Annotated in this window: 9 protein-coding genes; 4 read left to right on the forward strand and 5 right to left on the reverse strand. The window is 66.6% G+C overall.

Annotated elements, in window-relative coordinates; genetic code table 11:
* The 3 genes from IQ216_RS06755 to IQ216_RS06765 all read left to right on the forward strand — a co-directional run.
* Positions 1-1,763 (forward strand): GspE/PulE family protein (locus tag IQ216_RS06755; RefSeq protein WP_370566644.1); only part of this gene is annotated, 1,763 nt, incomplete at its 5' end.
* A 76-nt stretch (positions 1,764-1,839) separates the two neighbouring features.
* Positions 1,840-2,919 carry a type IV pilus twitching motility protein PilT gene (locus IQ216_RS06760; protein ID WP_193814869.1) on the forward strand — a complete coding sequence of 360 codons (1,080 nt, stop codon included), beginning with the start codon at positions 1,840-1,842 and terminating at the stop codon, positions 2,917-2,919.
* Positions 2,920-2,933: 14 nt separating this feature from the next.
* Positions 2,934-4,190, forward strand: a complete 1,257-nt coding sequence (locus IQ216_RS06765) for a type II secretion system F family protein (RefSeq protein WP_193814870.1) — start codon at positions 2,934-2,936, stop codon at positions 4,188-4,190.
* 10 nt (positions 4,191-4,200) lie between these two features.
* Here IQ216_RS06765 and IQ216_RS06770 read toward each other — a convergent pair whose 3' ends face one another.
* Positions 4,201-5,424, reverse strand: a complete 1,224-nt coding sequence (locus tag IQ216_RS06770) for an NAD(P)/FAD-dependent oxidoreductase (RefSeq protein ID WP_255510588.1) — start codon at positions 5,422-5,424, stop codon at positions 4,201-4,203.
* A gap of 130 nt (positions 5,425-5,554) precedes the next feature.
* Here IQ216_RS06770 and dusA point away from each other — a divergent pair, with 130 nt between their 5' ends.
* Positions 5,555-6,580, forward strand: a complete 1,026-nt coding sequence (dusA, locus tag IQ216_RS06775) for a tRNA dihydrouridine(20/20a) synthase DusA (RefSeq protein WP_193814872.1) — start codon at positions 5,555-5,557, stop codon at positions 6,578-6,580.
* Between the two features lie 31 nt (positions 6,581-6,611).
* On the opposite strand, the gene IQ216_RS06780 is transcribed toward dusA, so the two are convergent.
* The 4 genes from IQ216_RS06780 to ftsY form a co-directional block, all read right to left on the reverse strand.
* Positions 6,612-7,094, reverse strand: coding sequence for an RNA-binding protein (locus IQ216_RS06780; RefSeq protein ID WP_193814873.1), 483 nt, complete (start codon positions 7,092-7,094; stop codon positions 6,612-6,614).
* A gap of 64 nt (positions 7,095-7,158) precedes the next feature.
* Positions 7,159-8,586, reverse strand: coding sequence for an argininosuccinate lyase (gene argH, locus IQ216_RS06785; RefSeq protein ID WP_193814874.1), 1,428 nt, complete (start codon positions 8,584-8,586; stop codon positions 7,159-7,161).
* A 35-nt stretch (positions 8,587-8,621) separates the two neighbouring features.
* Positions 8,622-10,034 carry a PP2C family protein-serine/threonine phosphatase gene (locus IQ216_RS06790; protein ID WP_370566645.1) on the reverse strand — a complete coding sequence of 471 codons (1,413 nt, stop codon included), beginning with the start codon at positions 10,032-10,034 and terminating at the stop codon, positions 8,622-8,624.
* A 35-nt stretch (positions 10,035-10,069) separates the two neighbouring features.
* Positions 10,070-11,263: signal recognition particle-docking protein FtsY (gene ftsY / locus IQ216_RS06795; protein WP_228007233.1), on the reverse strand; the 1,194-nt coding region annotated here is incomplete at its 5' end.

Raw genomic sequence — 11,263 nt, forward strand, 5'->3', positions numbered from 1 at the left:
CCGCAGGGCTGCTGCAACAACCTCTGCTCGATCGGGGAGACCTCACGCCGGAGGAGGTACGCAATCCCGGCCTGAGCTTCGAGCGCTGGGGCGAGCTTGGCGCCTGTCCCATCGCCGAACGCCCCGGAGTGCTGGTGGTGGCTGTACCGAGCGACTGTGGCCGCGAACCGCGGATGGCCGTGCAGCTTGCCTTGAGCGCGCTGGGCCTGGAGGCGGAATTGCTGCAGGCCAGGAGCAGGGATATCACCGATGCCCTCGAGCAAATGGCCCTGCTGACCTCCCTGGAACAGGAGGAGTCGTCTCGTGAAGCGGCTGGGAAGGACGAGGCCAGCGACCTGATGGAGCCACGCTCGCTCACGAAGGATCTTGAGCTTCCCAGCGCCGGCGGTCAGCTGCAGGAGGTGCTGGAACTGGAAGACCTGGAGGTCAGCGAAGCCGAAACCAACTCCAGCGCCAATGCCTCACCGATCGTGAGCCTGGTGGATCGGATCCTGATCGAAGCCCTCTGCATCGGCGCCAGCGACATCCACGTCGAGCCCCACGACCAGACCCTTGAGATCCGCTTCCGGATCGACGGCGTGTTGCAGAAGCTGTTTGAGGATCTGCCCCGCAGTCTGGTGCCTGCCGTCACCTCCAGGCTGAAGATCATGGCGGAACTGGACATCGCCGAACGACGGCTGCCTCAGGACGGCCGAATCCGACGACTGTTCCGAGGACGCAAGATGGACTTCCGCGTCAGCACCCTGCCGACCCGCAATGGCGAAAAGGTGGTGCTGCGGCTGCTGGACAGCAGCTCGACCGAGCTCGGCCTGGACACGCTGATCACCAATCCCGACGCCCGCGCAACCCTGCGGGAACTCGGCAGCAATCCTTACGGCATGGTCCTGGTCACGGGCCCCACGGGCTCCGGCAAATCCACCACGCTGTATGCGCTGCTGTCAGAGCGCAACAATCCAGACATCAACATCTCCACGGTGGAGGATCCCATTGAATACACCTTGCAGGGCATCACCCAGACCCAGGTGAACCGTGACAAGGGGCTGGACTTCCCCACCACCCTGCGGGCCTTCATGCGCCAGGACCCCGATGTGCTGCTGGTGGGAGAAACCCGCGATCTGGAAACGGCCAAAACAGCCATCGAGGCCGCTCTCACCGGGCACCTGGTTCTCACCACCCTGCACTGCAACGATGCGGCCAGTGCCATTACACGGCTGGATGAGATGGGGGTCGAACCCTTCATGGTGAGCGCCTCTCTGCTGGGCATCGTGTCACAGCGGCTGGTGCGCCGGGTCTGCAGCCAGTGCCGCATCAGCTACCACCCCGACCCGGAAGAACTGAGTCGATTCGGACTGTTGGGAAGCGAAGTTTCCGATGTGACCTTCTATCGGGCCGACACGAGCCATGGGCGCCAGAAACGTGCCTGCCCCAACTGCAATGGCAATGGCTACAAGGGGAGGGTGGCGGCGTTTGAAGTGCTGCGCATCAACGATGCGATCTCCACCGCCATCGCCCAGCGCCAAACCACCGATGTGATCCGGCGCCTGGCCCTGGAAAGTGGCATGAAGACACTGCTGGGCTATGGCCTTGAGCTGGTGCGGGAAGGCCACACCACCCTGGCTGAAGTGCAGCGGATTCTGCTGACGGATACAGGGCTCGAGAGTGAGCGTCGCTCCCGTGCCTTGAGCACCCTGACCTGCAAGGACTGCGGAGCCGGTCTCAGTGATGCTTGGCTGGAGTGTCCCTACTGCCTCACGCCCCGGTGAGGCTTCCCAGCCAGCCTCCCGGGCAGCCCAGGCCCCGATCCCTGGATTCCGTCGCCGATCTCTTGCTCTGAGACCCATGGCCGTGATGATCGAAGATCTGATGACTGAGCTGGTCGCTGCTGGTGGCAGTGACCTCCACATCAGTTCCGGGCTGCCGCCCTATGGGCGCTTCAACGGGCAGTTGAGACCCATCGTTGAGGAACGACTCGATGAGGAGGACTGCAACAAGCTGATTTTCTCGATTCTCAATAATTCCCAGCGCAAGCGTCTTGAGCAAGACTGGGAACTTGACTGTTCCTACGGCCTCAGGGGTGTGGCCAGGTTCAGGATCAATGTCTACCGGCAGCGCGGCACCTATGCCGCCTCTCTGAGGGCCCTGGGTAGCACCATACCCTCGCTGGAAAGTCTGAACATGCCATCCATCGTCGAGGAGATGAGTCGTTCCCCTAAGGGTCTTGTACTCGTCACCGGGCCCACGGGATCAGGCAAGACCACCACCCTGGCAGCCATCCTGAATCACATCAATCAAACTCGCACTGAACATATTCTCACCATTGAAGACCCGATTGAATTCACCTATTCTTCAGACAAGAGCATGATCCATCAGCGTCAGCTGAATGACGACACCCGCAGCTTCTCCAATGCGCTGAGGTCAGCACTACGGGAAGATCCCGATGTGATTCTCGTTGGAGAAATGCGTGACCTTGAGACCATTCAGCTGGCCATCACTGCCGCTGAAACAGGGCATTTGGTGCTCGCGTCGCTGCACACGAGTTCGGCCTCTCAGACCGTCGACCGCATGGTGGATGTGTTCCCCGCTGCCCAGCAGAGCCAGGTCAGGGTTCAGCTCAGCGGCAGCCTCGTAGCGGTGTTTGCTCAGACCCTGTGTAAACGCCACAAACCAATGCCCAATCAGCTGGGTAGGGTCATGGCCCAGGAGATCATGATCAGCACCCCGGCCATCGCCAACCTGATCCGCGAAGGGAAAACAGCTCAGCTCTACTCCCAGATTCAGATGGGTGGTGAACTAGCCATGCAGACTCTGGAGAAGTCCCTGGCTGATCTGGTGCTCAGCAACAAAATTCTGATCGATGAAGCCATCACCAAAACCAGTCGACCCGAAGAGCTCAAGCGACTGCTGAACCAACTCGGCTGAGTCCAGCCACCACCATGCCGACCTTCATTGCCAGCTACGAGAAACGGGGCAAGCAGACCTCCATCAGGGCGGAAGCTGCTGACGCCCTGCAGGCGAAGCGCAGCTTGCGTTTGCGGGGGATTCGGGTCACGGAGATCAAGGCCTCATCTAACACCTCTGCGATCAGTCAGAAGGCAATTCGACAGCTGAAGCAGAAGCTCAGAACCACCAGCCTGATCAGTGCCTTTGAAAGCAGGCCTGGCACCCGGGCCAAGGCTGTCTTCGCCAACAAGCTGGCGGCACTGGTGACGGCAGGGGTGCCGATCGTGCGCAGCATCGACCTGATGGCCTCGCAGCAGAAGATGCCGCTGTTCAAACGAGCCCTGGAATCCGTGAGCCTGGAACTGAACCAGGGCCTGAGCCTGGCGGAAGCCATGTGGCGTTGGCCGAAGGTGTTTGACCGCCTCACCCTGGCGATGGTGGGGGCCGGCGAAGCAGGTGGTGTGCTGGATGAGACGCTGCGCAGACTGGCCAAGCTGCTGGAAGCCAATGCGCGGCTGCAGAATCAGATCCGGGGTGCGATGGCCTATCCAATCGCAGTGTTATGCATCGCCATTGCTGTGTTCCTCGGAATGACGATCTTTGTGATTCCCACCTTTGCCAAGATCTTCGAAGATCTCAACGCCGAGCTTCCTTGGTTCACTCAGTTCATGGTGGACTTCAGCCAACTACTGCGATCACCATTCGCATTTTTTCTGATTGGAGTGATTGCCATCGCAACTATTGGTGCCCTCAAGTTCTATCAGACCCCCTTCGGCAGACGCTGGATGGATGGGCTTTCTCTGAAACTCCCGGTGTTTGGTGATCTGATTCAGAAAACCGCTACAGCCCAGTTCTGCCGCACCTTCGGCTCGCTCACCCAGGCGGGCGTGCCGATCCTCCAAGCCCTGGATGTGGTTCGGGACATCACCTCCAATTCCGTGGTATCAGACACGATCCAGGGAAGTCGTCAGTCGCTGATGGAGGGCATCCCCTTGAGCGTCGCCCTCAGTCGCCGTCAGGTCCTGCCGGAGATGGCCCTGAGCATGCTGTCGATCGGTGAGGAGACCGGGGAAATGGACACCATGCTCTCCAAGGCGGCAGACTTTTATGAAGACGAAGTGGAAACAGCCGTGAAGGCACTCACCTCCCTGCTGGAGCCGATGATGATTGTGCTGGTGGGGATGATCGTGGGTGCGATTCTGATCGCCATGTATCTGCCGATGTTCTCAATCTTTGATCAGATCAAGTAGTCACCTGCCTTCAGATCCCAAACTGGCAGATGCCTGTCTGGCTGGCCGACGCGATCGCCCGGCCGGCCAGCCAGCCGGAGGTCCAGCAGTGCTGAAAGTTGAACCCACCGGTGACGCCATCCACATCGAGAAGTTCCCCGGCCATGTACAGGCCCGGCACGGAGCGGCTCTCCATGCGCGCCGTGCTGAGCTCATCGAGGGGCACGCCGCCGGCGCTCACGAACTCTTCCCCGAACGGTCCGCGGCCCCGCACGCCGTAGCGGGAGCGGCTCAAGGCCTGGACCAGGGCCTGCTGGTTGCGCCTGGTGAGGTCCGCCCAGCGCTGGGCGGGATCCACCCCCTGGCTCTGCAACAGGTGCAGCCAGAGGCGTCGACTGAGCTCAGGCCAGGGCCGGGCATTGGCCAGCTGCCGTTTCGCCTGGTCTGAGCGGGCCGCGGCCAGCAGCGCCGTGAGCTGTTGCTCCGGGCGGCCCCCGGTCCAGTCCACCAGGAGCTGGGCCCGATAGCGGGCGGCATGCAGCGCACGGGCCGCGAAGGCCGTGAGCCGCAGGGTGGCGGGCCCACTCAGCCCCCAGTGGGTGATCAACACGGGGCCGTCCTGCTGCACTCTGCTGCCGTCAGGAAGCTCCAGGGTGAGCTGCACAGGGTCCATCACCACCCCCGCCAGGGAGGTGAGCGCCTGCGCCTCCAGCGCCAGGGTGAACAGGGAGGGCACGGGAGGCACCTGGGTGTGGCCGAGGCTCACCGCCAGGCGGCGGCCACTGGGGTGGCCGCCAGTGGCCAGCACCAGCCGTTCGGCCAGCAGCGGCAGGGTGGACGCCCCACTGACACGCACCTGAAGCGCAAAGCCCCCTTCCCGTCGCGCCACCTGCTGGGCACTGGTGCCGAGGTGCACGGTAACCCCGGCCCGGCGGGCCGCCTGGCGCAGGGCCGTGACCACCGAGCTGGAGCGGTTCGAGCGGGGGAAGAGACGGCCATCGGCCTCTTCAACCAGGTCCAGACCATGCTCAGCGAACCAGGCCACGGCATCGCCGCAGGCAAAGCGCGCGAACGGCCCGCGCAGGGCTTTCTGGCCGCGCGGGTAATGGCCCACGAGGCTGCGCGGATCCCAGCAGGCGTGGGTGACATTGCAGCGGCCGCCACCACTGATGCGCACCTTCTGCAGCGGCTCCGCCGTGGCCTCCAGCACGTGGATGTCACGCACGCCGGCCTCGGCGGCGATGATCGCCGCCATGAACCCGGCCGCACCGCCGCCCACCACCACCACCGCCGCCCGATCCGGCAGTGCCCCCGGCTCGGAACGCGGCTGGCGATCCGATGACCACAGCGGCGTTTCAGGACCCATGGATCGGCAGCATGGGGCGATGAGGCAGCACGGCCAGAGCAGCCACCGCTTCAGCGTGGCTCCGATGATGGACTACACGGATCGGCATTTTCGGATGCTGATGCGCCAGATCACGCAGCACAGCCTGCTCTACAGCGAGATGGTGGTGGCCAATGCCCTGCACCATGCCAGGCAGGCGCCGGATGCGGCCAGGTCTGGGGGGCGATTGGAGCGGCTGCTGGGATTCCACCCGGCGGAGAAACCCCTGGCGCTGCAGCTCGGGGGCGACGATCCCGCCCTGCTGGCGGCGGCCACGCAGCTGGCGGCCGACTGGGGCTACGACGAGGTGAATCTGAATGTGGGCTGCCCCAGCGAGAAGGTGCGCAAGGGGCGCTTCGGGGCCTGCCTGATGGCGGATCCAGCGCGCGTGGCGGCGTGCGTGGCCGCCATGGCCGCCGCCTCGCCCCTGCCGGTGACGGTGAAGCATCGGATCGGCATCGACGACCAGGACTCCTACGCCGAGCTGCTGGCCTTCGTGGACAGCGTGGCCGCCGCCGGCGCCAGCGGCTTCGCCGTTCACGCCCGCAAGGCCTGGCTCAACGGCCTCGACCCCAAGGCCAACCGCACGGTGCCGCCGCTGCGCTACGACCTGGTGCACCAGCTCAAGCGCGACCGGCCCCAGCTGAACCTGGAGATCAATGGCGGCCTGGAGACCCTGGAGGCCTGCCAGCAGCAGCTGCAGCTGGTGGATGGGGCCATGGTGGGCCGGGCCGCCTATGCCCATCCGATGCACTGGGTGGGGGTCGACAGTCAGATCCACGGCGATGCCAGCCGTCCTCCGGCCAGGGCCTCAGAGGTGGTGCGCGGACTGATCCCATATGCCGAGCAGTGGCTGGAGCGGGGTGAGCGGCTCTGGCCCCTGGCCCGCCACCTGGCGCACCTGGTACAGGGGGTGAGCGGGGCGCGGCGCTGGCGGCAGCAGATCAGCACCGCCGCGAGCGGGCGGGAGGCGGGCCCGGAGGTGCTGCGACAGGCGGCCCAATGGCTGAGCAACCAGGGGCTGTGATCCTGCTTCTGGGCGTTCCAGGGCTGCCGCGTCAGGCCTGCTGGGCCCCGTCACCACCACTGCTGCGCCGGCGACGGGTGCGACCCGCACCGAAGGAATCGGCGGCGCCGCCGCCGTAGCTGCGATCTTCCCAGCCCTGGGATCCTGAGCCGCGATCGCCGCCGCCTCCAGCGCCATAGGCGGCACCGCCGCCGCCATAGCCGCCTCCCCCGCCGCCGTAGCCACCACCGCCGTAGCCGCCACCACCGCGACGGGGGCCACCGCCTCCGCCACTGCGGGGTTCAGCCTTGTTGATGCGCAGGGGCCGGCCCATCAGCTCGGCTCCCTGCAGGGCCTCGATGGCACGGGATTCCATCTCCGGATCCGCCATCTCCACGAAGGCGAAGCCCCGCTTGCGACCACTGTCGCGCTCCAGCGGCAGCGCACAACTCACCACGTCACCGAAGGGTGCAAACAGCTCAGTCACATCCTCCTGCTCCGCGCGGAAGGGCAGATTGCCGACAAAGATGCTCACGAACCAGGGGTAGGCACTCGGGCCTCGAACGGCACCAGCCTAGGCCCGCCAAAGGGCCGCGCCCTCAGCCCTCCAGGCGACGGCGTGCCAGGTCCAGCTGCTCCCTCACCCGCTCAAAGGAGGTGCCTCCCTCACTGCGCCGGGCGGCCACCACCTGGCGAGGATCGATGGCCGCATAGATGTCATCGCGGAAGGCCGGGTGCAGGGCCTGCCAGCGCTCCAGGGGCAGATCCCGCAGCAGCACACCCTCCTGGAGACAGCCCTTCACCAGCCCTCCCACAAGCTGGTAGGCCTCCCGGAAGGGCACGCCGCGGGCCACGAGGTAGTCGGCCACATCGGTGGCATTGGAGAAATCGGCTGCCACGGCCGCCTCCAGCCGCCGGGGCCGGAACTCCAGGCCCTCCTCGAAGAGAATGGCCATGGCCTCGAGGCAGTCGAGCACGGTGGCCACCCCGTCGAAGAGGGCCTCCTTGTCTTCCTGGAAGTCCTTGTTGTAGGCGAGGGGCAACCCCTTGATCATGGTGAGCAGCCCCATCAGGTGGCCGAACACGCGGCCGCTCTTGCCGCGCACCAGTTCGGGCACATCCGGGTTCTTCTTCTGAGGCATCAGGCTGCTGCCGGTGGCGCAGCGGTCGCTGAGGGCCACGAAGCCGAACTCCTCGCTGGCCCAGAGGATCACCTCCTCGCTGAGCCGGCTGAGGTGGGCCAGCACCAGGGAGGCGGCCGCCATGAACTCCACGCTGAAATCCCTGTCGCTCACCGCATCGAGGCTGTTGTCGTAGATGGCGTCAAAGCCCAGCTCCGCCGCGGTCTGGCGCCGATCGATCGGCACCGGGGTGCCGGCCAGGGCCGCGGCGCCGAGGGGGCAGAGGTTGACGCGGCGGCGCACATCGCCGAGCCGTTGGCGATCCCGCTCCGCCATGGCGATGTAGGCCAGCAGGTGGTGGGCCAGGCAGAGCGGCTGGGCTCTCTGCAGGTGGGTGTAGCCGGGAATCATGGTGTCGATGTGCCCTTCGGCCTGCTGCAGCAGGGCCCGCTCGAAGCGCACCAAGGCCACATCGATGGCATCGATCCGCTGGCGCAACCACAGCCGCAGGTCCGTTCCCACCTGGTCATTGCGGGAGCGGCCGGTGTGCAGCTTCTTGCCAAGCGGTCCGAGCAGCTCGATCAGCCGCCGCTCCACGGCGAAGTGCACATCCTCGGCCTCCAGGCCGGGGTTGAAGGCGCCGGCGGCCGCCTCGCGCCGCACCGACTCCAGCCCCTCGATCAGCCGAGTGGCCTCCGTTTCGCTGATCACCCCGCAGCGGCCCAGCATGCGGGCATGGGCGATCGAACCATCCAGATCCTGCTGCAGCAGCTGGATGTCAAAGCCGATCGAGGCATTGAAGCGCTCGATGGCCGGATGCAGCCCCTGCTCAAAGCGGTTGCTCCAGCCGCCGGCCTCAGCGCCGGTGACACCGGCCTGCGGCGCGGGGGAGGAAGGGGCGGCCATCGGGGCTGGGGCAGTCAGATCCGTCAGCTTGCCACTCAGCTTCCAAGGGCGGGCAGGCTGGGCAGCACGGGCTGGTCGCGCACTTTCAGCACCACGATCGAGGCGTCATCGTCGAGCTGGCGGTTGGCGCCCACGAAGCGATCGAGGCGGGCAAACAGCTGATCGAGAATCTCCTGGGCGCCGAGACCGGCCCGGCAGGCGGCCTGAAAGCTCTGCACGAGCCGCAGTTCCTCGTAGCGCTCGCCGCCGAGACCGATGGCCTCCGTGAGGCCATCGGTGTAGTACAGCACCACGTCACCGGGGTCGAGCACGGTGCCGTCCACGCCGTAATCGGCGTCGCTCTGCAGCCCGATCAACGGGCCCGCCGCATCCAGCCGCTCCAGATGGTCCGCCTGGCGCCGCCACAGCAGGGGTGGATTGTGGGCGGCATTGCCGTAGCGCAGTCGCCTGGTACGAGGGTCGAAATCGGAATAGAAGAGGGTCACAAAGCGGTGGGAATGGGAGAGGTCCTCCTGGGCCAGCTGGTTGAGGTCGTGGAGGATCCGATCCGGTGGGTGGCCGCTCAGCACCTCGGCCCGCAACATGCCGCGCAGCAGGCTCATCAGCAGCCCGGCCGGCACGCCCTTGCCCATCACGTCGCCCATCACCACGGCCCAGCGCTCTCTCTCGGGCGGGTGGCCGGGCCGGGCCGGCCGGGTGGGAATGAAGTCGTAGTAGTCGCCTCCCACCTGGAAGGCCGGCCGGCAGCGGGCCGCCAGCTCGATCCCCTCGATCACGGGGCAGCGATCCGGCAGCAGCTGGCCCTGCACCTCAGCGCCGATGCTGAGCTGGCGATCCACCCGCTCATGGCGCCGCATGTCCTGGAGCAGGGTGTCGTTTTCGAGGGCCACGCCGGCCAGATCGGCCACCAGCTGCACGTGGCGACGATGCACCTCGCTCCAGCTGTATCCCTGCCGCTGACTGAACACGTAGAGGCGGCCGCGCTGGTGGCTGCGGCAGACCACGGAGGTGGCGAAGACCTGAGCGCCGCCGATCAGCCGCGCCACGCGCTGATCGAGGCCACTGAGGTCGGTGGGGTCATCGTGCAGCAGCGGCCTCTCGCTGCTGGCCAGAGCCCCCAGCTGCCGCAGCAGCTCGGCGCAGCGCTCGTAGGGCGTGGCCTGAAGCTGCTCCTTCCAGAGGCGGCCATCCTCATGGAACACCACCAGCACGGCCCCGTCGGCCTCCACCAGCCGCGCCGCCACCGCCGGCACCAGCTCCAGCAGGCGGCTGAGGTTGGTCACGCTGCGCAGCGCGAAGGCCAGGGAGGCCAGCAGATCCAGGTTGCGGCGCTGCTCCCGGTTCAGGCTGTCGAGCAGTTGCCGCATCGAGGCCGCCGCCGCAGGGTCAGGTGCTGCAGCCGCAGGGGCCTGGTGGGCATCAAGGGGTGTGGGCGGCTTCTGGCTCAAGGAGCGGCCGCGGAGGATCCGAAGGGTAGCGGCGATCAGCCCGCCATCAGGGCTTCGACAAACTCAAAGCTGTTGAACGGCCGCAGGTCGCGGATGCCCTCGCCAGCCCCCACGAACCGGATCGGCAGCCGCGCCTCCGACGCCACCGCCAGGGCGACGCCACCGCGGGCACTGCCATCCAGCTTGGTGAGCACCACGCCGGTGAGCCCGGCGGAGCTGGCGAAGGCCATCGCCTGCCTCAGCCCGTTCTGGCCCTGGCTGGCATCGAGCACCAGCAACGACTCCACCACGGCCTCGGGCGCCAGCTTGTCGACGATGCGCCGCACCTTGGCCAGCTCCTCCATCAGGTTGTGCTTGGTCTGCAGCCGGCCGGCCGTGTCCACCAGCACCAGTTCCGTGCCCTGGGCCCGGGCCGCCCCGAGGGCGTCGTAGACCACGGCGGCGGGATCAGCGTTGGCGCTGGGGTTGGAGATCACCGCCACGCCACTGCGCTCACCCCACACCTGCACCTGCTGCACGGCAGCGGCCCGGAACGTGTCGGCAGCGGCGATCAGGCAGCTGTAGCCGCTGCGCACCGCCAGGTTGGCGAGCTTGCCCAGGGTGGTGGTCTTGCCCACTCCATTGACTCCCACCAGCAACCACACATTGAGGCGGCCGCGCTCGGGGGCCAGCAGGGGGCTGGCGCTGCCCTGGCTGGGGTCATCGAGGATCTGGCGCAGCTGTTCCTTGAGAAAGCGGATGCCCTCGGCGGGATCCACCACCTCGCGGTTGAGGCGCTGGCGCAGGGCGTCCAGCACGTGATCAGTGGCGCTCACGCCCACATCGGCCCGCAGCAGGGTGGTTTCGAGGTCGTCGAGGGTCTCGGGGCTGAGGGGGTCATCGCCAAGCCGTTCCAGCAGCTGGCTGACAAAACCCTGGCGGGTTTTTTCCAGCCCCTGGCGCAGCCTCCCCAGCCAGTCGATCTCCTCGAGCGACACGTCCTCGACCCGTCGTCCCTGGGCCGCCAGCACCTCGGCCGACCAGGTGAAGGTGTCGTCGAACGCCCCCAGCTGGGGTTCCACTGCCCGTGATGGGACTGGGGCGGTGGGCTCAGGCGGCTTCTGGGCAGGGGCCGCTGGCGTGGTGGCGGCATCAGCTGTGATCGCAGCGGCAGCGTCGGTGATCGCCTGCTGGCGCTCGGCCCGCTTGGCCGCGGCCTGCTCGAGCAGCGAGACCGGAGCTACCAGCGT

Origin of the sequence: Cyanobium sp. LEGE 06143 (assembly GCF_015207535.1) — a bacterium.
GTDB lineage: Bacteria > Cyanobacteriota > Cyanobacteriia > PCC-6307 > Cyanobiaceae > NIES-981.

Bases quoted from the DNA above. Each gene is read 5' to 3' on its own strand.
- IQ216_RS06760 (WP_193814869.1), top strand. From the start codon at position 1,840: ATGGCCGTGATGATCGAAGATCTGATGACTGAGCTGGTCGCTGCTGGT.
- IQ216_RS06765 (WP_193814870.1), top strand. From the start codon at position 2,934: ATGCCGACCTTCATTGCCAGCTACGAGAAACGGGGCAAGCAGACCTCC.
- argH (WP_193814874.1), bottom strand. From the start codon at position 8,586: ATGGCCGCCCCTTCCTCCCCCGCGCCGCAGGCCGGTGTCACCGGCGCT.
- dusA (WP_193814872.1), top strand. From the start codon at position 5,555: ATGAGGCAGCACGGCCAGAGCAGCCACCGCTTCAGCGTGGCTCCGATG.
- IQ216_RS06770 (WP_255510588.1), bottom strand. From the start codon at position 5,424: ATGGCGGCGATCATCGCCGCCGAGGCCGGCGTGCGTGACATCCACGTG.